Consider the following 24,520-nt stretch of genomic DNA (forward strand, 5'->3'; position numbering starts at 1 on the left):
CCCACGCCACGCGCCTTGGGGCGGCGCAGGCCCGCCCCACAGCCAGTCTGCTGCACGAACGCTGCAGATCCCATTCCGCCCATCGCCCAGCGCCATCCGTCGGTGCTAGTGTGGCCGGCTCACGCTCGCTCCCGACCCGCGATGACCAAGCCCGCTGCGCTCACCGAAGGCCCGATCGGCCGCCAGTTGCTGCTGTTCTCGCTGCCGATCCTGGCCGGCAACATCGCGCAATCGCTCAACGGCTCGGTCAATGCCGTGTGGATCGGCCGCTATCTCGGCGAAGCGGCGCTCACCGCCGCGGCCAACGCCAACAGCATCATGTTCTTCCTGATCGGCTCGGTGTTCGGCATCGGCATGGCCGCCACCATCCTGATCGGCCAGGCGATGGGCCGCGGCGACGTGGCCCAGGCGCGGCGGGTGATGGGCACCAGCGCCACCTTCTTCATCGGCATCTCGGTGCTGATCGCCGCCGGCGGCTGGTGGCTGGCGCGGCACCTGCTGGCGGCGATGGGCACGCCGGCGGCGTCGCTGCCGCTGGCCGAGGCCTATCTGCGGGTGATCTTCCTGGCGATGCCGCTGCTGTACACCTTCGCGTTCCTGTCGGCGGCGCTGCGCGGCACCGGCGATTCGCGCACGCCGTTCCGCTTCCTGCTGCTGTCGGTGGTGCTGGACATCGGCTTCAACCCGCTGCTGCTGTTCGGGCTGGGGCCGTTCCCCAAACTGGGCATCGCCGGGGCGGCCTGGGCCACGCTGATCGCGCAGGCGGTGTCGCTGACCGGGTTGCTGCTGTACCTGCGGCACAAGCGCCACGTGCTGTGGCTGGGCCGCCGCGACGCGCAGCTGTTCCGGCTCGACCTGCCGATCCTGCGTGCGCTGATCGTCAAGGGCGTGCCGATGGGCCTGCAGATGGTGCTGATCTCGTTGGCGATGATCGTGATGATCGCCCTGGTCAACGGCTACGGCACCGACACGTCCGCGGCCTACGGCGCGGCGCTGCAGTTGTGGGCTTATCTGCAGATGCCGGCGATGGCGATCGGTGCGGCCTGCTCGTCGATGGCTGCGCAGAACGTCGGTGCGCAGCGCTGGGACCGCGTCGCGGCGACTGCGCGCAAGGGCGTGCTGTTGAACTTCCTGCTGACCGGCGCACTGATCGCGCCGCTGATCCTGTTCGACCGCTGGACCCTGGCGCTGTTCCTGCCGCCGCACAGCGCGGCGCTGGAGATCGCGCGCCATCTCAACCACATCGCGGTGTGGTCGTTTCTGTTCTTCGGGGTGACCTTCGTGATCTCCGGCGTGGTCCGCGCCACCGGTGCGGTGATCCCGCCGCTGCTGATCCTGGCGCTGTCGCTGTGGGGCATCCGCGTGCCGTTCGCGCAGTTGCTGCAGCCGCAACTGGGCGCCGATGCGGTGTGGTGGAGCTTCCCGACCAGCGCCACCTGCGCGATGCTGGTGTCGCTGGCGTACTACCGTTGGGGCAACTGGCGCACCGCGCGGATGCTGGCGCCCGCGCCGCCGGAGACGGTGGCGCATCCGGCGGAAGTGCCGGTGCAGCCGCCGGCGCCGGTCGCCGACGTGGCGGTGGCGCAGGATCCGGCGCGCTGAGTGCCTGTCCGCGTATCGCACCATCCTCGTGTAGGAACGGCTTCAGCCGCGACGGCATTCCCCGCAAAGCCATGGCGGCTACGCGCCTGGATCGGCCTTGATCCGGTCGAGCTTGTCGCGGCTGAAGCCGCTCCTACAGAGCACCGCGCGCGCGGCCTTGGCTAACATACCGAGCCAACAACAATGGCCGACGCCACAAACGCAAACGGCCGCCCGAAGGCGGCCGTTGCGGCAGCGACCGATTGGTCGCCGGGGATTACTCTGCCTTGGCGGCGGCAGCAGCGGCCTGGCGGGCGACCTTGGCCTGCGCAGCGGCGGCCAGATCTTCCTTGATGCGGGCAGCCTTGCCTTCCAGGCCGCGCAGGTAGTACAGCTTGCCGGCGCGGACCTTGCCGCGGCGCTTCACTTCGACCGAGTCGATGGTGGCGCTGTGGGTCTGGAACACGCGCTCGACGCCGTAGCCGTGCGAGATCTTGCGCACGGTGAACGAGGAGTTCAGGCCGGCGTTCTTGGTGCCGATCACCACGCCTTCGTAGGCCTGCACGCGCTCGCGGTTGCCTTCCTTCACCTTGACGTTGACGACGACGGTGTCGCCCTGGTTGAACTCCGGCAGCTTGCGCTGGATCTGGGCGGCTTCGAAGTCGGCCAGGATGGTCTTGTTGAGCTTGCTCATGGTGGGCACCGCTTGTGTCTGGTGAGGTGGTCCGGCAGTCGCCGCACGGCGATTGCGCGATATCGGATGGGCCAAGCACGGAACGCACTGGCCGGAAAGCCGGGCATTTTAACCCAGCCCGGCGGCAATGGCTAGGGCCTGGATGGATTTTCCTGTTCGGCGGCCTGCGCCGCCTCCCGCTCCTGGCGGAATTCCTGCAGCAGGCGCCGGTCGGCCGCGCTCAGCGCGGCCTCGTCCAGCAGCTCCGGGCGCCGCAGCCAGGTCCGCCCCAGCGCCTGCATGCGCCGCCAGCGGGCGATCGCGGCGTGGTTGCCGGAACGCAGCACCGCCGGCACCTCGCCCAGCGCGTGTTCGCGCGGATGGGTGTAGTGCGGGCAGTCGAGCAGGCCGTCCGGGCCCTCGAAACTGTCCTGGGCGGCGGATTCGGCGTCGTTCAGCGCGCCCTCCTGCAGCCGGGTCACCGCATCCACCAGCACCGCCGCAGCCAGTTCGCCGCCGGACAGCACGTAGTCGCCGATCGAGATTTCCTCGTCCACCGCGGCGGCGACGAAGCGCTCGTCCACCCCCTCGTAGCGCCCGCACAGCAGCAGCAGCCGCGGCAACGCGGCCAGTTCGCGGGCCTTGGCCTGGGTCAGCGGCCGCCCCTGCGGGCTCAGGTAGATCAGCGGCGCTGGCTGTGGATCGGCGTCGCGCACCGCCTGCAGGCAGGCCTGCAGCGGCTCGATCATCATCACCATGCCCGGGCCGCCGCCGAACGGGCGGTCGTCGACCTTGCGGTAGCCGCCGCCGGCGTAGTCGCGCGGGTTCCAGCCGTGCAGGTCCAGCAGCGCCCGCTCCTGTGCACGCCCGACCACGCCGAACCCGGCGCACTGGGCGACGAACTCGGGGAACAGGCTGATGACGTCGATGCGCATGAAGCTGGGAATAGAGAGTCGGGAATGGGGAATGGGAAAAGCAAAAGCAAAAGCCAAGGCGGCCGCATGGCCGCTTCGCTCAGAACTCGGGGTCCCAGTCGACCACGACCAGGTTGGCCTCGAAATCCACCGACTTGACGTAGTCTGGCTGCACGAACGGCACCAGCCGCTCGCGGTCGCCGCGCACCACCAGCACGTCGTTGGCACCGGTGGAGAACAGGTGCGACACCTGCCCCAGCGCCACGCCGTCGACGGTGCGCACGTCCAGGCCTTCCAGGTCCACCCAGTAGTACTCGTCCGGGCGCGGCGGCGGCAGGCTGCTGCGCGCCACGTAGATCTCGGTGCCGCGCAGGGCTTCCACGGCGTCGCGGTCGGTGACCTCGGGCAGCGTGGCGATCAGGTACTTGCCGGACTCCCGGCCGCGCACGCCGGTGAGGCTGCTCTCGCTGCCGTCGGGCTTGCGCACGATCCAGGGCTGATAACGAAACATGGCGAGGCGCGGCTCGGTCCAGGACTCGAGCTTGGCCTCGCCACGGATGCCGAACGCGCCGAGGACCCGACCGAGCAGGATGCGGCGCTGGCTGTCTTTCATTGGCGCAAACGCAAGGGCCGCGCGCTATGCGCGGCCCGCGGAATCAGGCCGCGGCGGCCTGGTTCTTGGTGGCTTCCTTGTACAGGTTGCGCACCTTGTCGGTCAGCTGCGCGCCATTGGACACCCAATGGTCGACGCGCGCCAGGTCCAGCACCACGCGCGGCTCGGCGCCCTGGGCGACCGGGTTGTAGTAACCGACGCGTTCGATGTTGCGGCCGTCGCGCGCGCTGCGCACGTCGGTGACGATGATGTGGTAGAAGGGGCGCTTCTTGGCGCCGCCACGGGTGAGGCGGATCTTGACCATGGTGAGTTTCCGGTGTTGCCCAGTCGCCAGGATGGCGCGGTGAGCCGGCGATTATAGCGGCCGGCCCCTGCTCTGCCAAGTCTGGGCCGTGGCCTGCGGCCGCGGGATTGGGGATTCGAGATTGGGGATTCGCCAGGAGCGGCAGCCGTGCCGCGATGGCCGTCCACGGAGTGCTCAGATCGCCTGCCAGGGCTGGGTGTGCAACGCGGCCTCCAGCATGGCCAATAGATCCCCGGCCGGGCGCAGCGCGCGCGCGTCCACCGCCGCCACCGCCTGCTGCCCGCGGGCGTTGCAGGTGAAGGCAGCCACGTCGGGCCCAATTTCATGGAGCGACAGTGGCCGCACTTCTTGGGCCACACCCAACTCCGCCAAGCCAGCCTGCAGCAGCCGCTCCTGGGTGCCGCGCAGCGCCGGAGCCTGCGGCCAGTGCAGGCAGGCCCCGTCCCACAGCCCCAGGTTCCAGGTCGGGCCTTCGGCCACCTGCCCCTGCGCGTCGACGAACAGCGCATCGTCGCTGCCGGCCTGCTGCGCGAGGCGGCGCTGGTGGAATGCAGCGAAGGTGCCGACGTGCTTGATGTGGGGCGTCTCCCGGGCCAATACGCCACTGCGCAGCCGCAGCGGCGCCGCCTCGGCCTGTGCCGGTGGCGCCAGCGACACCAGCAGTTCCACGGCGCAGTCGGCACCGGCCCGGCGCAGCGTGAATGCGGGCGAGAACACGGTGACGCGCAGCGAGGCGTCGCCAGTGCCGAAGGCGGCCAGCGCCGCGCGTAGCTCGTCGCGCACGCGCTCATGCGGCAACGCACTCCCGAACAGCGCCGCATTGGCCTGCTGCAACCGCTGCAGATGCAGATCGAACCCACGCACGGCACCATTGCGCACCTGCATGGTGCTGAAATGCCCGTAGTTCACCAGCGCGGCCGCGGCCAGCAGTTCGGCGCCGGCAGGCTGCCCGTGGTGGAAGACTTGCGATGTCACAGCAGGGCCTGCGCCTGCGCCCACCAGCGCGCGACCAATGTGCCAGCCGGCTCGGCCGGCGCCATCCAGGCAGACTGCCCGGCCCAGGCCTGCATCGCCGCAAGGCGGTCGGCACGCTGCGCGGCCTGGCGCATCGGTGCGGTCAGCCCGCGCTGCACCGGATACGGCCGCGGCGGCGGCGCGTCCGGCGCGGCGGCGGCACGCACGTAGTCGGTGACCAGCGCGCGGCCCAGGCGGCCGGAGAAGGCCCGGGTCAACGTGGTCTGTTCGGGTTCGGCCTGGGCCAACGCGGCCGCCCAGGCCGGCGCCAGCGCCGCCTCCGGGCTGCGCAGCAGGGCGGTGCCGATCTGCACTGCGCTCGCGCCCAGGGTCAGCGCGGCGGCGATGCCGCGGCCGTCGCCGATGCCGCCGGCGGCGATCACCGGGATCCGCAGATGGTCGGCCAGCCGCGGCAGCAGCGCGAACAGCCCGGTCAGTTGCCGCTCGGCGCTGGCGGGTTCGAAGGCGCCGCGGTGGCCGCCGGCCTCGCCCCCCTGCGCGACCACCGCATCGGCGCCGGCGGCCTGCGCGGCCAGCGCCTCTTCCAGGGTGGTGACGCAGGCGAACCAGGCGATCCCGGCCTGCCGCAGGCGTTGCACCTGATCCGGGCGGAACAGGCCCATGATCGACGAGGCCACCGCAGGCCGCGCCGCCAGCAAGGCCTCGAACTGGGCGTCGAAATCGGCCGGCGCCGCATCGCCGGCCGCCACCTCGACCGGCGGCCCCCACGCAGCGAGAAAGGCGCGTACCTCGGCCTCGGCGGCGGCATCGCGCGCGGGCGGCGGATCCGGCACCCACAGGTTGACCTGCGCCGGCCCGCCGCCGGCGGCGCGCAGCGCGTCCATCCACGCCCCGATGTCCTGCGGGGCGGACAGCACCGCGCCCATCGCGCCCATGCCGCCGGCCGCGGCGACCGCAGCCGACAACGGCACAGGGCAGGCGCCGGCCATCGGGCTGAGCAGGATCGGCAGGCGCAGGCCGAAGCCCTGCCGAAAGGCTTCCACGCGCGCCAGGCGCTCCATCATGCGTGCTCCGCGATTCCAGGAATCGCCATGTTAGCCGCGCTGCCTCCGGGCCGCCGTGCTACCGACGCGGCGACGCTCACGGCACCGGCACCGGCAGACATTCCCGACCTCGATCGCCGACCCACACCTGTTGCAGGGAAAAAGCGCGCAGCCGCGCCGGGCGCTGCACGAAGGCGCCCCACAGCCGCAGATCGACCAACGTCTCCACAGCACGATCGCGCCACGACGCCGGGCCGGACAACCACAATTCCAGGCAATACAGCCCGTCGACCGGACAGACCACCTCCACGCATGTCGGCGCATTCGCGGACGAATGCAAGGCCGCCAGCTGCGGCCCGTGCAACAGCGCGAACAGCCGCAGTTCGCCGTCGGTCGGACGGGTGCCGCCGGGCACCGGCAGTGGCTGGCCGAAGAGGGCGGATGTCCACACCGCCTCGAGCACCAGGATGTCACCCTGGCTCAGCCGCAGGAAGTGGCGATGCACGATCGCGCCATCCGCTGGATCCGCCACCGCGGCGTCGGATGCTCCAGGCACATCCCAGCTCCGATCGACGCTGGCGAAGAGCAACGCGGCTCCCGCCGGCGCGGGTGCCACGCAACGGAGCGGCAACTGCGCCAGCGGCCATGCATCCAGAGCCGGCGCGTCATCGATGGCGAGGGTGCCGTCAGAGCGCTGCGCATAGACCAAGGGGGCGCCGCGCAGCGGCTGCACCGGCCACGCCAGCCGTTCCGGTTCCGGCACGCGTCGCCACAGCGCCACCGTACCGGGTACATGCAGTTCGGCCTGGCCGATGCCGATCGAGTACACGCCGGTCTGCGCGATCGGCACCACGCACTCGACGTCCGCCGCCACGTCCAGCCATTGCGGCTGGGTCGCGCCCGGTGCAAGCACGTCGCAGCGCCACTGCGCGGGGCCGTCGGCAGCAGGATGGAAGGCGAGCACCAGCGCATCGCCGGCGTACAGCACCAGTTCGGAGGTGGTGCAGATGCCCTGGCGCGGGAAGCGCTCCTCGGGGAACGGAACGATGTCATCGATATGGCGGCGCCACTGGCGCGGACCGGACGGCCGCGCGCACAGCGCCGCAGGTCGGATGACCGGCTGCGCTGGCGGCGGCAACCGCGCCGGTGCGGGCGCGGCGCCGGCCTCGCCACTGACGGAGTCCATGGACGCCGCCGCGGCACTGCCGACCGTGCGGCGCGCCATCGCGTGATCGATTGCGGCGGCGACCAGCACCACCAGCACCCAGTACACCAGCGTCGCCGGCAGCACCGCCCAGCCGGAGGCCGCGTGCAGCGCCAGGGCGAGCGCGAGGGCCAGACGCAGCACGCGCGTGCCGGCGGACGCGCTCACCACGCGTGCCGTGGCTGCAGGCTCAGCGGAACGGCAGGCCGCCGCGGCCGCCCATGCCGCCGAGCATGCCCTTCATGCCGCGCATCAGGCCCTTCATACCGCCGCCGGCCATCTTGCTCATCATCTTTTCCATCTGCTGATATTGCTTCATCAGCTTGTTGACGTCGGCCGGCTGGGTGCCGGAGCCGCGGGCGATGCGCGCGCGGCGCGAGCCGTTGAGCAGGCCCGGGTTGCGCCGCTCCTTCTTGGTCATCGAGCCGATGATGGCGATCATCCGCGGCACGTCCTTGTTGCCGGCGACCTGCTGCTTGAGGTGCTCGGGGATCTGGCCCATGCCCGGCAGCTTGTCCATCAGCCCGGACAGGCCGCCCATGTTCTGCATCTGCTCGAGCTGGTCGCGCATGTCGTTGAGGTCGAACTTCTTGCCCTTGGCGACCTTCTCGGCCAGCTTCTGCGCCTTGTCCTTGTCGACCTGGTGCTCGACCTGCTCGACCAGCGACAGCACGTCGCCCATGTCGAGGATGCGGCTGGCCAGGCGGTCGGGATGGAACACGTCCAGGCCGTCCGGCTTCTCGCCGACGCCGATGAACTTGATCGGCTTGCCGGTGATGTAGCGCACGCTCAGCGCCGCGCCGCCGCGGGCGTCGCCGTCGGTCTTGGTCAGCACCACGCCGGTCAGCGGCAGCGCCTCGCTGAACGCCTTGGCGGTGTTGGCCGCGTCCTGGCCGGTCATCGCGTCGACCACGAACAGGGTCTCGACCGGGGCGATCGCCGCGTGCAGCGCCTTGATCTCCTCCATCATCGCCGCATCGATGGCCAGGCGGCCGGCGGTATCGACCAGCAGCACATCGACGAAGGACTTGCGCGCGTCGGCGATGGCGGCGCGGACGATGTCCACCGGCTTCTGCGAGGCCTCGGACGGGAAGAACAGCACCCCGACCTGCTCGGCCAGGGTCTTGAGCTGCTCGATCGCGGCCGGGCGGTACACGTCGGCCGACACCACCATCACCTTCTTCTTGCGCTTTTCCTTCAGGTGCCTGGCCAGCTTGCCGACCGTGGTGGTCTTGCCCGCGCCCTGCAGGCCGGCCATCAGCACGATCGCCGGCGCCGGCACGTTGAGGTTGAGCTCGCTGGCGGCCGAGCCCATCACCGCGGTCAGCTCGTCGCGCACGACCTTGATCAGCGCCTGGCCCGGGGTCAGGCTCTTGAGCACTTCCTGGCCGACCGCGCGCACCTTGATGCGCTCGATCAGCGCCTGCACCACCGGCAGGGCGACGTCGGCCTCGAGCAGCGCGATGCGCACTTCGCGGGTGGCTTCGCGGATGTTCTCCTCGGTCAGGCGACCGCGGCCGCGCAGGCGCTGCATGGTGCCGGAGAGGCGTTGGGTGAGGGATTCGAACATGCGGGCGGGTCGCGGACGGGAAACGGCCGTCGATTATAGCCGGGCGCGCCGGCGATCCCCGGTGCCGCCATCACGGCGGCGGGCCCGATATGCGAAACTGGCGCGATGCTCATCACCGTCCTTGCCGCCCTGCTGTACCTGTCCGCGACCGGCCTGCTGATCGCCGCGGTGGTGCGCGACCGGGTGGACCGCAGCCGGGCGTGGCTGCTGCCGGCGCTGCCGGCAGTGGCGCTGCATGCGGGCTATCACGTGCAGGTCGCCCTGCACACCGCCGGTGGCCCGGACATGCATTTCTTCGCCGCGCTGTCGCTGGTCAGCCTGGGCATGGCGCTGATGACCACGCTGGTCGGCGCCAGCGGGCGCATGGCCGCGCTGGGCGTGGTGGTGTTCCCGCTGTCGGCGGCGCTGCTGCTGGCCTATCACGGCTACGGCCACGAGCCGGCGCCGGTGCTGGACTGGCGGCTGCAGCTGCACGCCTGGCTGGCGCTGCTGGCCTACGCCACGCTGGGCATCGCCGCCCTGCTGGCGGTGATGCTGTGGCTGCAGGAACGCGCGCTGCGACGCCGCGACTTCCATCCCTGGCTGCGCGCGCTGCCGCCGCTGACCGCGCTGGAGACGCTGCTGTTCCGCACCATCGTGGTCGGCTTCATCCTGCTGACCCTGACCCTGCTGACCGGGGTGCTGTTCGTGCAGGATTTCCTGGCGCAGCGGCTGGTGCACAAGACCGTGCTCAGCGTGCTGTCGTGGATCGTGTTCGGCGCGCTGCTGTTCGGCCGCTGGCGCTATGGCTGGCGTGGGGTCAAGGCGGTGCACTGGACCCTGGCGGCAATGGTGCTCCTGCTGCTGTCGTTCTTCGGCAGCAAGTTCGTGATCGAGCTGGTGCTGGGGCACGCGCAGTAGCGGCCCCGTCTTCCCGTAGAAGCGGCTTCCGCCGCGACCGGTGATACCGGGAACGGCCCGGTCGCGGCTGAAGCCGCTTGTGTCAAATAAGGGTCTATCGTTGCAGGTGAGAGCGGAGTGCGGCAGGCCGTTTAGCCGCAGTGCCAGCAAGCACGAGTAGGAGTCAGCGCCGCCGCACTCCGGTTCTCCTGCCTGACAAGCCCGAACAGTTGCCCGAGTGACGAGCTCGAACTCCACAAGCATGGGCATCGGCAGGAGCGCTCTCGTCCATAAGTCTACTGCGGAGAACGTCTATGCGACGCCATGTCGGGATCGATGTATCCAAGGCCGAACTGGTCATTCATGTCCTGCCGGACGAGCAGGCCTGGACCCAACCCAATACGCCACAGGGGCAGCGTGCGCTGGCCCAACGCCTGGCCGAGCTGGGCTGCGAGCGGATCGTGCTGGAAGCCAGTGGCGGCTACGAACATGCCGTGCTGCAGGTGCTCCGAGAGGCGGACCTGCCGGCAGTGCGGATGGCCGCCGATCGTCCGCGCAAGCTCGCCCAGGCCTTGGGCCTGCATGCCAAGACCGATGCCCTGGACGCGCGCCTGCTGGCCATCGCCGCCCAGCACATCCCGACCACCCCCACGCCCGTGGTGCCCGGGCACCAGCAGTCTCTTCGCGAACTGCTGGACCTGCGCGCCACCCTGGTGAGCCAGCGTGATGCCCATCGGCGGCGCCTGGAGCACATCACCAGCGCCAAGGTGCAACACCGTTGCCGAGAGGTGATCGCCCTGCTGAACCAGCAGATCCAGACGTTGACGCAGGAGATCGAGCAGCAGGGCAAGACCTGCTCGAGCCTACCCAAGGTGCCTGGGCTCGGGACGATCCTGCGCGCGGTTCTGGCCGCGCGGTTGCCAGAGCTGGGCACGCTGCCGCCACGCAAGCTCGCTGCCCTGGTCGGGCTGGCCCCGTTCAATCACGACAGCGGCTGCTGGAAAGGCCAGCGCCGCATCAAAGGCGGACGTGCCGACGTGCGGCGCGTGCTGTACATGGCCACCTGGGCCAGCATCCGCGCCAAATCCCCCTTGGCCAACACCTACGCACGTCTGCGCGCAGCGGGCAAGCCGGCCAAGGTCGCCATCGTCGCCTGCATGCACAAGTTCCTGCGCTGGCTCAATGCCATCGCGCGCGATCAGGCCCCGTACGCTCCTCCTGTCATCGCAGGTGCATGACAGTTGACTCCTACGACGTCCCTCGCATCAACCGCCGCCCTGCTCCGCCAGCGCCGCCTCCACCGCCGCCCACTCCGCGTCGCGGCCAACGTCGGCGAACTGATACACGATGCGGTGCCGATAGACCTGGCCCGGGCGCAGGATGCAATCGGGAAAGCCCGGCTGGTTCGGCGCGTCCGGGTAGCCCTGCGGCTCCAGGCAGATGCCGCGGCCCAGCGCCGGATGCTGCCGGTCCAGGCCCTGGCCTTCGTACAGCTGCACGGCCGGCATCGGGCTGGCGATGCGCATGGCCACGCCGCTGTGCGGCGAATACAGCAGCGCGGTGCAGTCGTGGCCCTCGGCCAGCACCAGGCAGTGGTCGTAGCCGGCGCTGAGCGACAGCTGCGGATCGGCGGCGATGTCCTTGTCGGCGATGGCCCGCGCCTGGCAGAAATCGAACGGCGTGCCGGCCACCGTGGCGACATCGCCACGCGGCAGCAGCGCCGCATCGCCGACCGGCAGGTAACGGTCGGCCGGCACCCGCAGCCACTGCGCCGCGGCGGGCACCGCGGCGTCGCCGGCCAGGTTGAAATAGGGATGATGGGTGAGATTGAGCGGGGTCGACGCGTCGGTCTGCGCGACAAACTCGACGCTCAGGCAGCGGCCTTCGATGCGGTATGTCGCCTCGACCGAGAGGTTGCCGGGGTAGCCCTCCTCGCCCGCCGGCGAGTCGTAGCGCAACTGCAACGTGCGCTCGGTCTGCGCCAGCACCGTCCATACCCGCCGGCCGAAGCCCAGCGCGCCGCCGTGCAGGTGGTTGGCGCCCTCGTTGGCGGTGACCGCGTAGTGCCGGCCATCGATGGTGAAGGCCGAGCCGGCGATGCGGTTGCCGAAGCGGCCGACCAGCACGCCCAGGTAGGCCGGGTCGTGCAGGTAGTCCTGCAGCGTCGGCAGTCCCAACACCAGCTCGGTCTCGCCATGCGCGCCGTGCAGGCGCAGGCTGCGCAGCAGGCCGCCGTAGGTCAGCAGTTCGGCGCGCAGGCCGTCGCCGCTGTCCAGGACCATGCGCTGGATGGCGGTACCGTCGGGAAGATGACCGAAGAGCGAGGACATGCAGGAGCCTTGGAAGTCGGTGCGCATGCGCGGGGTCCGCAGCATAACCAGCGGGGACGCGGCGCGGCCATCGCTGCGCGAGCAGCGGCCGTGCGCTGTGCGATAGCGCGCACACTCGCGGACCGGGCTGCGCGGGGGGCAGTGCCGCGTATTGCAATTCGGATATGGCGGCAGCGCATTCGGACATTGGTCCGCTCTGCGCGTCTCTTTTATGCTCGGGACAGGGGCAACCGGGGACAGGCGCGGAGGCGATGCGCGCCGGGGTTGCGCCACCCGAATGCGGCATCGGTTTGGCGCCACGTCGTGGCCGCCTGCCGGCCGTCGCTTCCACGCGACGCTGGCGACAGCGCCGCCCTACCCGACAAGGAGTTCCCGATGCGTTCGCCCCGTTTCCTGAAGCAGCGTGCGTTGCAGTGGCGGCGGCTGCCGCTGATCGCCGCGACGCTCGGCCTGGCGCTGGCCGCCACGCTGGCCCAGGCCGCCGACGTCGAGGTGCGCGGCACCCTGCGTGCCGACCGCCCTGGTGCCGCGGTGTCGCGCCACCTGTTCGGGCAGTTCGCCGAGCACCTGGGCACCGGCATCTACGGCGGGGTCTGGGTCGGCCCGGACTCGAAGATCCCCAACACCCGCGGCTACCGCAACGATGTGGTCGCCGCGCTGAAGGCTCTGGATGTCCCCGACATCCGCTGGCCCGGCGGCTGCTTCGCCGACGAATACCACTGGCGCGACGGCATCGGTCCGCGCAACCAGCGCCCGACCAGCGTCAACACCCACTGGGGCGGCGTGGAGGAACCCAACAGCTTCGGCACCCACGAGTTCATGGATTTCACCGAACTGCTCGGCACGCAGGCCTACGTGGCCGGCAACGTCGGCGACGCGGCGCCGGACGAGATGGCGCAGTGGGTGGAGTACATGACCGCGCCCACGCGCTCGACCCTGGCCGAACAGCGCCGCCGCAACGGCCGCCAGGCGCCGTGGAAGGTGCCGTTCTTCGGCGTCGGCAACGAGTTGTGGGGCTGCGGCGGCAACATGCGCGCCGAATACGCCGCCGACGTGTTCCGCCGCTACCAGACCTTCGTCAAGGCGCCGGCCGACCAGAAGATCATGAAGATCGCACCCGGCCCCAGCGATGCCGACTATCACTGGACCGAGGTGATGATGCGCGAGGCCACCAAGTTCATGGATGGCCTCAGCCTGCACTACTACACCATCCCCGGCGGCTGGCCGCCGCGCGCCTCCTCCACCAGCTTCGACGAGACGGCCTGGATCGAGACGCTGTCGCGCACACTCCTGATGGACGAGCTGATCACCAAGCACAGCGCGATCATGGACAAGTACGACCCGGACAAGAAGGTCGCCCTGGTGGTCGACGAATGGGGCACCTGGTACAAGGGCCTGCCCGACGTGAACCCGGGTTTCCTGCGCCAGCAGAACACCTTGCGCGACGCACTGGTGGCCTCGCTCAACCTGGACATCTTCGTCCAGCATGCCAATCGCGTGCGCATGGCCAACATCGCGCAGATGGTCAACGTGCTGCAGGCGATGATCCTCACCGACGGCGACAGGATGCTGCTCACGCCGACCTACCACGTGTTCATGCTGTACAAGCCCTACCAGGACGCGACCGCGCTGCCGCTGCAGATCACGACGCCGGACTACCGGCATGCCGGCTACACGGTGCCGGCGGTGCACGGCTCGGCGGTGCGTGCCAAGGACGGGCACGTGTACGTGGCGCTGACCAATCTGGACCCCAACCGCAGCGCCGACATCGCGGTGCAGGTTGACGGCGTGCAGGCGCGCAGCGTCGACGGGCAGATCCTGACCGCCCCGACCATCGATGCACTCAACACCTTCGCCCAGCCGCAGGCGGTGCGCCCGTCCGCGTTCGCAGGTGCCCGCCTGCAAGGCGACACGCTGCAGGTGGTGTTGCCGGCCAAGGCGATCGTGATGCTGAAGCTGCAGTAGCCCCAGGCCGCTGTCACGCTCCTAGCCCCTCTCCCCCCGGGAGAGGGGTTGGGGTGAGGGTACGTGCGCGCAGCACATCCACTCCTCCCCAATAGCCTGTAGCAGGACAGACCCACCTGCCAGCGCACCCATCACCTCCGCACATTGAGGGCGCATGCAGCCATCCGCACGACGCACAGCCCTTCTCCCAGCAGAAGGATTTGGATTCCTTGGGTCGCGTGACGCTCCGCGCCCCTAGTCCTCCGGATCGGTCAGCAGCGCGAACAGCGACTGCCCGTCCGGCGCGATCAGGTCGCTGACCGCCCAGCAACCGTTGCCGCGGCGCTGCAGCTCGATCTTGACCGACTGCGCCCGCGCGGCACGACCGCCGAACGCCAAGCGGTAGTCCATGCGCACCTCCACCACGGTGGCCTGCGAACCGCCCGAGACCAGGGTGAAGGTCGGCGCGCCCTGAATGTCGCCGTCCTGCGCGCTGGTCCACGGATCGAAGTTCAGCCGGCACACGCCCTCGCGCGCCGCGCAGCGCTGGTCGGCCTGCAGCGCATGCGCAAAGGATGGCGTCAGCAAGCCGTCCAGGTTCTGCGGCTGCCAGTAGAAATCGCGCGCCTTGTAAAGGCGCTCGGCCATCTGCAGCGGCGTCGCGCATGCCGGCGGCTGCGCGGCGGCGAGCGTCGGCGACAGCGCGAGCAAAGTGAGGAAGGCAAGACGGCGATGCATGGGTGGCTCCGGCGATCGGGGCCGGCTATGAAGCCCGGATCGCGGCGCCAACGCAAGCGCGGACAAAAAAAGAGGAGCCGGCGAACCGGCTCCTCGTCCTCCTGCCGCATCGCCAGCAGGCGATCCGGCTCACGCAGCCTTGACCGGCGCATAGCCGTCGAAGGTCATGCTCGCCGATGCGCGTCCCTGGGTCAGCGAACGCAACGCGGTGGTATAGGCCTGCAGTTGCACCAGCGGCGCCTGCGCGACCACCTCGGCACGGGAGCCGCGCTCTTCGATCGCCACGACGCGTCCATCACGCCGCTGCAGATCGCCGAGCACGTCACCCACGCTGTTCGCCGGCGTGTCGATCGCCACCGCCATCACCGGCTCCAGCAACTGCGTGCCAGCCTGCGCCAGCGCCGCCTTCACCGCGTCCGATGCCGCGCGCTGGAACGCCAGGTCCGACGAATCCACCGCGTGCGCCTGGCCATCGACCAGCACCACCTCCACGCCGACCACCGGATGACCGAGCGGACCTTGCGCCAGCGCCGCACGCGCACCCTTCTCGGTGGCGGCAACGAAGGCCTTCGGCACCACCCCGCCGCGGCTGCGGTCGACGAAGGTGACTGCACCGTCCGCGCGCGGCAGCACATCCAGCACCACCTGCGCGAACTGGCCCTGGCCGCCGTTCTGCTTGGACAGCCGTGCCGCCACGCCCAGCGCAGCCGCGCGCGGCGTTTCCTGGTAGGCCACGCGCGGCGCGCCGGTGCGCACGTCCACGTGCCACTCGCTGCGCAAGCGCTCGACCATCACCTCCAGGTGCAGTTCGCCCATGCCCCAGATCACCGCTTCACCGGTCTCCGGATCGCTGTCGACGCGGAAGGACGGATCCTCCTGCGCCAACCGCGCCAGGCCCTGGCCCAGCCGCACCAGCTCGGTCGCGTTGGCCGCGCCGAGCCGCCACGCCAGCACCGGCGGCTGTGTGCGGATGCGTTCCAGCACCCACCGCGCCTGCACGCCGCTGAGCGTCTCGCCGCTGACCGCATCTTTCCAGCCGAGCACGGCAACGATCTCGCCGGCCTGGGCCTGCGCCACGTCGTGGGTGCGCTGCGCCTGCACCACCGCCAGCCGCCCGACCCGGCGCGGACGCCGCGCATGCGAGGTCCACACCGTGTCGCCGACGCGCAAGGTGCCCGAATACACGCGCACGAACGCCAGCGGTCCCTGCGCGGTATGCGCGAACTTGAACACCAGCGCCGCCAGCGGACCGGACGGATCCGGCGCCAGCAACGTCTCGTGCCCGTCTTCGGCACCGGCATCGGCGTCGGCGCGGGCGGCTACCGGCGGGCGGTCCAGCGGCGACGGCAACCAGTCGACGATCGCGTCCAGCAGCGGCTCGATGCCCTTGCCCTTGAACGCCGAGCCGGCCAGCACCGGCACGCCGGCGCCGGCCAGGGTGGCCCGGCGCAAGGCCGCGCGCAGCAATCCGGCGTCGATCGCGCGTTCCTCGAGATAGGCCTGCGCCAGTGCTTCGTCGTGCTCGGCCACCGCAGCGATCAACTGCTCGCGTGCATCCGCGAACGTGGCGTCCTCCTCGGTGTTCCAGGCGCGCGTGTGCAGTTGCCCCGCGTCGTCCCAGGTCAGCAGGCGGCCGCCGACCAGATCGCTCCAGCCGTCGAAACCGGAGGCGCCCGGCAACGGCACACCGACCGGCCACACCGTCGCGTCAAGCTTGCCGCGCAACTGCGCCAGCACGCCATCGAACGACGCGCCGGCGCGGTCCATCTTGTTGACGAAGGCGAGCATCGGCACGCCGTGGCGACGCGCCTGCCGCCACACGGTCTCCGACTGCGGCTGCACGCCGTCGACCGCGGAAAACACCGCGACCGCGCCGTCGAGCACGCGCAGCGAACGTTCCACCTCGATCGCGAAATCGATGTGCCCGGGGGTGTCGATCAGGGTCAGGCGATGCGCCGGCTGCCCGGCTGGCGCCCACTGCGCCTGTACCGCGGCCGCGCCGATGGTGATGCCGCGGGCGCGCTCGATCTCGGAGAAGTCGGTGGTGGCGGCGCCATCGTGGACTTCGCCGATGCGATGGATCGCGCCGGTGGCCCACAGCAGGCGTTCGGTGAGGGTGGTCTTGCCGGCGTCGATGTGGGCGATGATGCCGAGATTGCGCCAGCGGGAAAGGGTGTGCGTGTTCATGAGATAGGTTCCGCAATTGCCAACACGGGGGACGCCGCATGCCCCGGTTGGCGAGGCGGGCATGCGGCTAGGTTTCGGGTTCGGCGGCGTAGTGCATGGCACGTTCTCCTTGGCGTGTCGGAACGGTGGAACAGCGAAAAACAGGCAATAAAAAAGCACCCATCGGGTGCTTGTCTGCGGCGGATCGGCGATGGCCGGCGTTAGCGCACGGCGTCGACCACTCCTTCAGGCAGGCGCACCCGGCCTGCGCTGACGCGCAGGGCGTTGGGCAATATCAGCAGCGGTGCGTGGGCCATGGCGGCAGGACGATCGGGTGCGAATGAGAGCGGGAAGTCTGAACCTGCGCGAGATCGCGGTCAATGCATGCGCCGCAGCGCTGCTGGAACGGTCGGGAACGCTGCGTGGAACGACGGCATGGCGTCACGCGAGACAAGTGCCAGCGCGCCATTGCGCCATTCCGCAGCGTCAGGCGGCCCAGATCTCGCCGAACACCCGCTCGAAATTCGCTCCCAGCACTTTTTCGGCGACCCGGGCACTGTAGCCCTGGCGCAGCAGCGCGTCAGCGACGCGTTCGAGCTTGCGTGGGGTGTTGACGTCGGGCAGATACGGCAGCCGGTTCTCGCCCGGAGCGCCGATGCCGTCGCGACGGCGCTGCACCAGGTCTTCCTCGAAGGCGCGCCGGTCCTGCTCGGTGATCGGGAAGAACAGCGAATCGGTACCGATGCCGACATGGTCCTCGCCGCACACGTCCAGCGCGTGCAGCAGGTGGCGCATGTAGTCGGCCAGCTGCGGTTGGCGGCTGTCCTCGGTCAGGAACGGCAGCATGTACACGCCCATCACCCCGCCCTTGTCGGCCAGCGCGCGCAGTTCGGCGTCCGGCTTGTTGCGCGGATGCGCGAACACCGCGGCGCAACCGGCATGGGTGATGACCGGCGGACGCTGCGACAGCGCAATGCCGTCGCGGGTGGTCTGCAGGTTGGAATGGCTGAGATCCAGCGCCACCCCGAGCCGGTTCATGCGTGCGATGGCGTCGCGGCCGAGCGCGGTGACGCCGCCGGTGCCCCCATCCAGGCAGCCCACCCCGAAGGGCGTGGTGCGGTTATAGGTCAGTTGCATGACCCGCACGCCGAGCTGGCGGAACAGGTCGATGCGCGCGGGCTTGTCCTCCAGCATCGCCGCCGACTCGAAGGAGAAGATCAACGCGACGCGGCCGTCGCGCTTGGCGCGGCGCAGGTCGGCCGGCTGCAGCACCTTCAGGAAGTGCTGCGGATAGCGCTCGACCAGCGCCTGCGCGGCGGCGATGTCCTGCACGGCGGTCTCGAAGTCGCCGGCGGCACCGCCCAGCGTGGTCTTGAGCGCCGACACACCGGAGTCGTGCAACTGCTGCAGCAGTTGCGGCACATCCGGGCCATCGAACACCTGCCCGATCGAGGCCAGGGCATTGGCGTCGAGCACCAGCGCACGCCGATACAGCGCCTCGGCATCGCTCGCACTGGCAGCGCCTGCGATGGCGGCCCCAGGCAGCAAACCGGCTACTGCGCCTGCGGCAGCGGCACCCAGGCATTGCCGCCGCGTCCATCCCGTGCTCATCGCTTCGTCCTCCGGTGCGTCCTGCGCTGTCGGCCTGCGTGCGTAACAGGCGCGCGGCGCGCGAGGCACCATACCGCAAACGCGCCCCGCCCCACCACGTGACGCGGCGCGCGCATGGATTTCGCAGCGCCGGCCTCCTATCATCCGCCGACACTTCCAGGACGGCCGCCCATGACCACCCCGCAGATGTCGGTGTACTTCTTCCTGCAGGCGGCGGTGATCCTGCTGGTGTGCCGGCTGGTCGGCCTGCTGGCCAGGCGCCTGGGCCAGCCGCAGGTGGTCGGCGAGATGATCGCCGGCGTCGCGCTGGGCCCATCGCTGTTCGGTGCGCTGCTGCCGGACCTGCAGCAGGCGCTGTTTCCCAAGCCGACCCTGGACATGCTGTACGTGGCCGCGCAGTTCGGCGTGGGCCTGTACATGTTCCTGGTCGGCACCGATTTCCGTGGCGACCACTTCCGCACGCGCTACCGCAGCGCGATGGGCGTGTCGCTGGCCGGCATCGCCGTGCCGTTCGTGCTGGCGTTCGTGCTGGCGCCGTGGCTGCTGCACGTGCCGGGGCTGTTCTCGGCCAAGGCCAAGCTGCTGGAGGCCTCGCTGTTCCTGGGCGCGGCCATCGCCATCACCGCGTTCCCGATGCTGGCGCGGATCATCCACGAGCGCGGTCTCACCAACAGCCCACTGGGCACCCTGGCGCTGACCGCCGGCGCGGTCGACGACGCCGCGGCCTGGTGCATCCTGGCGGTGGTGCTGGCCAGCTTCGGCGGCAGCTGGGGCAGCGCCTATCTGGCGATCGGCGGCGGCGTGGGCTACGCGCTGTTCATGCTGCTGGTCGGCCGCCACTGGCTGCGCCGCCTGGCCGACCACGTGCGCCCCGACCAGCCGCTGAGCGCCAGCGTGCTGGCGGTGGTGCTGATGCTGTTCTGCCTCAGCGCCTGGGCGATGGATGCGATCGGCATCCACGCGGTGTTCGGCGGCTTCCTGCTCGGCGCCTGCCTGCCCAAGGGCGCGCTGACCGAGAAGCTGCGCGAGCAGTTGCAGCCGTTCGTGGTGGTGTTCCTGCTGCCGATGTTCTTCACCTTCTCCGGCCTCAAGACCGAGTTGAGCGTGCTGCTGGACCCGCAGATCCTGCTGGCCGCCGGCGCGGTCCTGCTGGCCTCGTTCCTGGGCAAGGGCATCGCCTGCTGGGCCGCGGCGCGGATCAGTGGCGAGAACAACCGCAATGCGATGGCGATCGGCGCGCTGATGAACGCGCGCGGCCTGATGGAGCTGATCATCATCAACATCGGCCTGCAGGCCGGGGTGATCGAGCAGGGCCTGTTCTCGATCCTGGTACTGATGGCCATCACCTCCACGCTGATGGCCACCCCGCTGTTCAACTGGGTGATGCGCCGCGCGGGCGGTGACGCGCTGCCGGCGGTGGCGGGCGGACGCCCCTGAGGCCACGCAGGCGTTCGACGACGGCAGCCCCGATCCGCGTAACCGGATGCGGGGAGAAACCCGCGGTCACAGCGGCGCCAGCCGCCACAGTCCATAGGGATTGGCGAACAGATCGCCAGACTGGAACTGGCTGCTCGCCTCGGCCTGGAGCCGGTAGCGCGGCGCGTCCGCCGCCACCGAGAAGGTATGGCCGGCGCGCACGTCGGGCGCTTCGTTGAACAGGTAGCAGGTGAAGGCGTGCAGCAGGCCGACCGGGTCGGGTGCCGCCTGCGCCGCGACGATCGCGTCCTTCATGCCGAACTGGTGCATGCCGCAGGAATGCACCTGCTCGCCGGTGATGTTCAGTACATAGGCGCGATGGGCACTGCCTTGCGACAGAGTCATGCACAGCTGCCGCCAATCGGCCGGGCTGTGGGCGACGCCGCTGCTTTCGACCTTCACTCCCAGGCCGCCGGCATCCAGCACTGCCGCGGCCGCGCGCATCATCGCCTCCGTGCGCACCCGCGAGCCGCCGGCACCGATCAGGTAGACGACCGAGGCGTGCGTCCCGACGCGCGCCATGTCCGCGGAGCCGCGCCAGTGCGGCCCGGCAGCGGCGAACGCGTCGATCATGCGTGCGTCGTGCGGCTCGTAGTGCAGTTCGCACGCCTGGCCGCTGTCCATGTGCATCAGCACCTGCCCGGCGAACAGGTAGCCGCCGCTGTCCTGGACGATGCGCGCGAGCAGGTCGGACCGATCCAGCCATGGGCCGGGAATGCACAGCACGATCTTGGGAGGCTCGATCAAGGGAGGCGGCTCCTTGCCGTCAGATGGACTCGCACATGTGCGAACAGCGCACGCGCATGGCCGCCGCCGCCGCGACGACGCGCTGGCCGTGCGCGCCGCACTCAGGTCAGCGCCGTCATCACGCCCTTGCGGTAGGCCGGGCGTTGCTGCAGGCGCTGGTACCAGGCATGCAGGTGCGGGAGCGCCGGGCGTTCGATCGGCATCTCGAACCAGGCGTAGGCGAAACTGCCCAGCGGAATGTCGCCCATCGCGAAGTGCTCGCCCGACAGCCACGGCTGCTGCGCCAGCGCGGCGTCGGCGGTGCGCAGCAACGCGGCCGATTGTTCCAGCGCGGCGGCGATCCTGGCCGCATCGCGCTGTTCGGGCGCGGTGCGCAGCACGCCCCAGAACAGGTCGCGGAAGGCACCGGCGAAGCGCGAGGTGGTCCAGTCCATCCACTTGTCGCCGTGCGCGCGCAGCACCGGATCCTGCGGGTACAGCGTGCCAGGCGCGTAGCGCGCGGCCAGGTAGCGCACGATGGCGTTGGATTCCCACAGCGCCAGGCCATCGTCCTCGATCGCCGGCACCAGGCCATTGGGATTGAGCGCGCGATAGGCCGGTGCGTCGTTGCCGCCGAAGGCGCCGCCAACCTCGATGGACGTGTAGGCCAGGCCGATCTCCTCGGCGCACCACAGCACCTTGCGGACGTTGCTCGAGTTGTGGCGGCCCCAGATGGTCAGCATGTCGGCACTCCGCTTGCGGTTGCCGGATTCTACGCCGGCACGCTGCGCCAGCGCCCAACGCGGCATGCGCCGCCGCGCCATCGCGATCGGCGGCGTGCGCAGCGCACCATTCCAGTTTGCGTATCGCGCGGCCGATTTACGTGATTGGTCGGCGCCGGACGGCTGCCCTATCCTGCCGCCAAGGCCCGGCCTGCGCTGTTCTGCGCCCCGCCAGACCTACCGCGCCACTGCCTACCTCTCGCCCATGCGTGCATTCGCTCGTTCCCCCATCTCGCGGTTGCTGGCTTCCTGCCTGGTCACCTGCGCCGGCACCGCGATCGCCGCCGATCGCCTCACCGTCGACCTGGAGCAGGACACCGGCCCGTTCCACGGCGGCGCGTCCGGCAGTCTCTACGGCCTCTACGACGCGCGCCTGCCGTCCCCGAACCTGGTCGAGGGCATCGGCCTGCGCAGTGTGGCGACCAAGGCGCAGGACGGGCTGCAGCATCCCGGTGCCGATGCGCTGGAGGTGACCCGTTCCATCGCTAGCGGCTCCGGGGGCGATACCTACATCTACATGACCGACATCCACCGCGGTTTCCCCTACCGCTGGACGCAGGGCGACTGCGCGCAGTCGGTGGCGCACTATCTGGACGAGATCGCGCGCCAGGTCGAACAGGTCAAGGCGCTGCCCGCGCAGTACCGCCGACACGTGGTGTTCGTGCCGTTCAACGAGCCCGAAGGCAACATGTTCGCCAAGGCCGCCGCACCCGGACAGGCGGGTCCGGACAGTTGCAACGGCGTAGATTGGCGCAGCGACCCGAGCGCCTATTTCGACGCGTGGGACCGTGCATGGCGACGCATCCGCGCCATCCTGCCGGACGCGCGCATCGCCGGCCCCAACACCAGCATCCTGTACGACCAGGACAAGGGTTTCCTGCACCATGCGCTGCGCGCGGGCACCCTGCCGGACGTGGTCACCTGGCACGAACTGACCAATCCCGCGTCGCTGACGCGCAGTGTGGCCCGCTTCCGCGGCTGGGAGCAGGAACTGTTCGCCGGCACCGCGCTGGCCGGCCGGCACCTGCCGATCAACATCGACGAATACGCGTTCAACTACCACACGTCAGTGCCGGGGCAGATCGTGCAGTGGGCGGCAGCGATCGAAGCGGCGAAGGTCGATGCCGATCTGGCGTACTGGAACATCGACGGCAACCTGAGCGACTCGGCCGTCCAGGCCAATCGCGGCAACGGCCAGTGGTGGCTGCTGAACGCCTATGCCGCGATGCGCGGCATGCGCACCGTGGCGGTCACGCCACCGCATCCCGGGCAGGACGACAGCCTGCAGGCCGTGGCCGCGTTCGACCCGCAGCAGACGCAGGCGCGGGTCCTGTTCGGCGGCGGCAGTGGACCCGCCACGCTGTCCTTGACCCACGTTCCCCATGCCAGCTTCGGCGCGCAGGCCCGCGTGGTGGTGCACGAAATCCCCTGGACCGGACAGCTCGGCGACGCCGCTGCGCCGCCCCTGCTCGCGGACGTGCAGGTGCCGGTCGTCGCGGACGGCATCGATCTGCAGTTCGGCCACGGCGCGTTGCCAGCGCTGGCGGCCGAATCGGCCTACAGCCTGGTGGTCATGCCCGGCACGCACGGCGGCCCCGCGGGAACGCCGCCACTGCGCTGGCGGCGGCAGTACGAAGCCGAGGACGCCGCGCACCACGGCAGCGGCTACGAACGGCGCGGCCCGGAAGGCTCGCCACAGGCGCTCGATCGCTTCTTCACTTCCGGCCGCTATGCCGTCGGCGGATTCGCCACCGCGCGCGACGTGCGCCTGGACTTCCCCATCGAGGTGCCGCAGGACGGCGTGTACGATCTGCGCATCCTCGCCAACAGCTTCAACCAGGATCCGCTGGTCGCCGCGCTCGGGCCGACCAATGTCTTCGTGCGCATCGACGGGGACGCGGCCAGCGAACGCGAGGTGATGCTGCCGCTCGGCTACAAGCCGGTGGTGTGGGACCACGCCGACCTGCGCATCGCACTGCGCGCGGGCCGCCATGTGCTTAGCATCGCCAGCGCGAGCGCGGACCGGCGCCGGCATACGCACGGCAATGCACTGATCGATCGCATCAGTCTGTCCTTGCCCGATCCCGCCAGCGACACGCAGGTCTACGAAGCCGAACTCGCCAGACTGGAGGGCGGCGCGCAGGCGCGCTACGACCGCGACGACGTCTCCGGCGCCGGCGCGGTGGCGCTGCCCGCCGGCGCCACCGCCACCTTCTGGGTGTATGCATCGCAGGCAGGCCTGACGCCGTTGTCGCTGGATCTGGCCACGCCTGGCGCGCTGTCGCTCGCCGTCAACGGCCATCCGCTGCAGGCACCTGCGCAGCGCGTGTTCCTGATGGGCGGGATCAACAAGATCGTGGTCGGCGGCAGCGCCGAGCGCCCGCTGCTGGATCGCCTGCGTGTAGGCCCCGGCGCCGTGCTCGGCCCGCACTACGAAGCCGAACAGGCGACGCTCGCCGGCAGCACGCAGCGCACCAAGGCCACGCTCGCCAGCGGCGGCGAGGCGGTCACCGGGATCGGCGGCGCACCCGGCAACGGCAATACGCTCACCTTCGACTCGGTCGCGGTCGCGCGCACCGGTTCGTACATGCTCACCCTGCGCTACGCCAACGACGAGCAGTCGAAGGCGAGCCATTACAACCCCGATCCGCTGGCGCGCATCGGGCGCATCCGCGTCAACGGGGCGCCGCCGCTACTGGCGAGCTTCCCGCACAGCTTCCACCGCAACAACTGGTGGGAACTGAGCGTACCGGTCGAACTGCACACCGGGCGCAATCGCATCCAGATCTCCGGCGAAGAGGTGCCGGACGCCGACGGCGTCCACTACATCTCGCAGCGGGCGCCCGACATCCTGCTGCGCTCGCGGTACGCACCGGACATCGACTGGATCGCGGCCACCCCGCTGCAGGACGACACCGCGACGTTGGCGCCCCGCTAGCGGGTGCTGCCGCCGGCAACGCAGGCGCGCACGCGCGGGCGCGCTGGCGCCAC

Annotated in this window: 20 protein-coding genes; 6 read left to right on the plus strand and 14 right to left on the minus strand. The window is 70.3% G+C overall.

Annotated features, from left to right (window positions below):
- The first annotated feature begins 141 nt into the window (after nt 1-141).
- Nucleotides 142-1,602, plus strand: a complete 1,461-nt coding sequence (locus AC1G9L_RS15785; RefSeq protein ID WP_019801318.1) for an MATE family efflux transporter — start codon at nt 142-144, stop codon at nt 1,600-1,602.
- 256 nt (nt 1,603-1,858) lie between these two features.
- Here the strand turns inward: AC1G9L_RS15785 and rplS are convergent, their stop codons facing one another.
- The 8 genes from rplS to ffh form a co-directional block, all read right to left on the minus strand.
- Entirely contained in the window at nt 1,859-2,275 is a 417-nt protein-coding gene (rplS, locus tag AC1G9L_RS15790; RefSeq protein WP_010342237.1) for a 50S ribosomal protein L19, read from the minus strand.
- Between the two features lie 131 nt (nt 2,276-2,406).
- On the minus strand, nt 2,407-3,189 hold the full coding sequence (gene trmD / locus AC1G9L_RS15795) for a tRNA (guanosine(37)-N1)-methyltransferase TrmD (RefSeq protein ID WP_010342238.1): 783 nt from the start codon (nt 3,187-3,189) through the stop codon (nt 2,407-2,409).
- Nucleotides 3,190-3,268: 79 nt separating this feature from the next.
- A complete protein-coding gene (rimM, locus tag AC1G9L_RS15800) occupies nt 3,269-3,781 on the minus strand; it encodes a ribosome maturation factor RimM (RefSeq protein WP_019801316.1) in 513 nt (170 codons plus the stop codon).
- Nucleotides 3,782-3,824: 43 nt separating this feature from the next.
- Complete coding sequence (gene rpsP, locus AC1G9L_RS15805) at nt 3,825-4,085, minus strand: 30S ribosomal protein S16 (RefSeq protein ID WP_010342240.1); 261 nt, start codon at nt 4,083-4,085, stop codon at nt 3,825-3,827.
- Nucleotides 4,086-4,259: 174 nt separating this feature from the next.
- Nucleotides 4,260-5,060 (minus strand): aminotransferase class IV, encoded by an 801-nt coding sequence (locus AC1G9L_RS15810; RefSeq protein ID WP_019801315.1) that lies wholly within the window; start codon nt 5,058-5,060, stop codon nt 4,260-4,262.
- Nucleotides 5,057-6,121, minus strand: coding sequence for an NAD(P)H-dependent flavin oxidoreductase (locus tag AC1G9L_RS15815; protein WP_481071162.1), 1,065 nt, complete (start codon nt 6,119-6,121; stop codon nt 5,057-5,059). The genes AC1G9L_RS15810 and AC1G9L_RS15815 overlap by 4 nt, the downstream gene beginning before the upstream one ends.
- Before the next feature lie 79 nt (nt 6,122-6,200).
- Complete coding sequence (locus tag AC1G9L_RS15820) at nt 6,201-7,475, minus strand: hypothetical protein (protein WP_481069473.1); 1,275 nt, start codon at nt 7,473-7,475, stop codon at nt 6,201-6,203.
- A gap of 22 nt (nt 7,476-7,497) precedes the next feature.
- The gene (ffh, locus tag AC1G9L_RS15825) at nt 7,498-8,877 is read right to left on the minus strand and encodes a signal recognition particle protein (RefSeq protein WP_019801595.1); all 1,380 of its coding nucleotides are present in this window, start codon (nt 8,875-8,877) and stop codon (nt 7,498-7,500) included.
- A gap of 105 nt (nt 8,878-8,982) precedes the next feature.
- Here ffh and AC1G9L_RS15830 point away from each other — a divergent pair, with 105 nt between their 5' ends.
- Together AC1G9L_RS15830 and AC1G9L_RS15835 are read left to right on the plus strand one after the other, a co-directional pair.
- Complete coding sequence (locus tag AC1G9L_RS15830; RefSeq protein WP_019801594.1) at nt 8,983-9,777, plus strand: cytochrome c biogenesis protein CcsA; 795 nt, start codon at nt 8,983-8,985, stop codon at nt 9,775-9,777.
- 293 nt (nt 9,778-10,070) lie between these two features.
- Nucleotides 10,071-10,994, plus strand: coding sequence for an IS110 family RNA-guided transposase (locus AC1G9L_RS15835; RefSeq protein ID WP_481069474.1), 924 nt, complete (start codon nt 10,071-10,073; stop codon nt 10,992-10,994).
- Nucleotides 10,995-11,021: 27 nt separating this feature from the next.
- On the opposite strand, the gene AC1G9L_RS15840 is transcribed toward AC1G9L_RS15835, so the two are convergent.
- A complete protein-coding gene (locus AC1G9L_RS15840) occupies nt 11,022-12,086 on the minus strand; it encodes an aldose epimerase family protein (RefSeq protein ID WP_481069475.1) in 1,065 nt (354 codons plus the stop codon).
- Nucleotides 12,087-12,494: 408 nt separating this feature from the next.
- Here AC1G9L_RS15840 and AC1G9L_RS15845 point away from each other — a divergent pair, with 408 nt between their 5' ends.
- Nucleotides 12,495-14,051 carry an alpha-N-arabinofuranosidase gene (locus AC1G9L_RS15845; protein WP_481071164.1) on the plus strand — a complete coding sequence of 519 codons (1,557 nt, stop codon included), beginning with the start codon at nt 12,495-12,497 and terminating at the stop codon, nt 14,049-14,051.
- 234 nt (nt 14,052-14,285) lie between these two features.
- Here AC1G9L_RS15845 and AC1G9L_RS15850 read toward each other — a convergent pair whose 3' ends face one another.
- The 3 genes from AC1G9L_RS15850 to AC1G9L_RS15860 all read right to left on the minus strand — a co-directional run bounded on the left by AC1G9L_RS15850 (nt 14,286) and on the right by AC1G9L_RS15860 (nt 18,545).
- Nucleotides 14,286-14,768, minus strand: coding sequence for a hypothetical protein (locus AC1G9L_RS15850; RefSeq protein ID WP_481069476.1), 483 nt, complete (start codon nt 14,766-14,768; stop codon nt 14,286-14,288).
- 129 nt (nt 14,769-14,897) lie between these two features.
- On the minus strand, nt 14,898-16,955 hold the full coding sequence (gene fusA, locus AC1G9L_RS15855) for an elongation factor G (RefSeq protein WP_481069477.1): 2,058 nt from the start codon (nt 16,953-16,955) through the stop codon (nt 14,898-14,900).
- 465 nt (nt 16,956-17,420) lie between these two features.
- Nucleotides 17,421-18,545, minus strand: a complete 1,125-nt coding sequence (locus tag AC1G9L_RS15860) for a dipeptidase (RefSeq protein WP_481069478.1) — start codon at nt 18,543-18,545, stop codon at nt 17,421-17,423.
- A 171-nt stretch (nt 18,546-18,716) separates the two neighbouring features.
- Between AC1G9L_RS15860 and AC1G9L_RS15865 the strand changes: the two genes are divergently transcribed.
- Entirely contained in the window at nt 18,717-19,982 is a 1,266-nt protein-coding gene (locus AC1G9L_RS15865; protein WP_019800938.1) for a cation:proton antiporter domain-containing protein, read from the plus strand.
- A 66-nt stretch (nt 19,983-20,048) separates the two neighbouring features.
- On the opposite strand, the gene AC1G9L_RS15870 is transcribed toward AC1G9L_RS15865, so the two are convergent.
- On the minus strand, nt 20,049-20,768 hold the full coding sequence (locus tag AC1G9L_RS15870) for a hypothetical protein (protein WP_019800937.1): 720 nt from the start codon (nt 20,766-20,768) through the stop codon (nt 20,049-20,051).
- A gap of 101 nt (nt 20,769-20,869) precedes the next feature.
- A complete protein-coding gene (locus AC1G9L_RS15875; RefSeq protein ID WP_481069479.1) occupies nt 20,870-21,490 on the minus strand; it encodes a glutathione S-transferase family protein in 621 nt (206 codons plus the stop codon).
- Here AC1G9L_RS15875 and AC1G9L_RS15880 point away from each other — a divergent pair.
- On the plus strand, nt 21,489-24,467 hold the full coding sequence (locus tag AC1G9L_RS15880; protein ID WP_481069480.1) for a cellulosome protein: 2,979 nt from the start codon (nt 21,489-21,491) through the stop codon (nt 24,465-24,467). The genes AC1G9L_RS15875 and AC1G9L_RS15880 overlap by 2 nt on opposite strands.
- Nucleotides 24,468-24,520: the final 53 nt, after the last annotated feature.

Source organism: Xanthomonas sp. NCPPB 1132 (assembly GCF_056629235.1).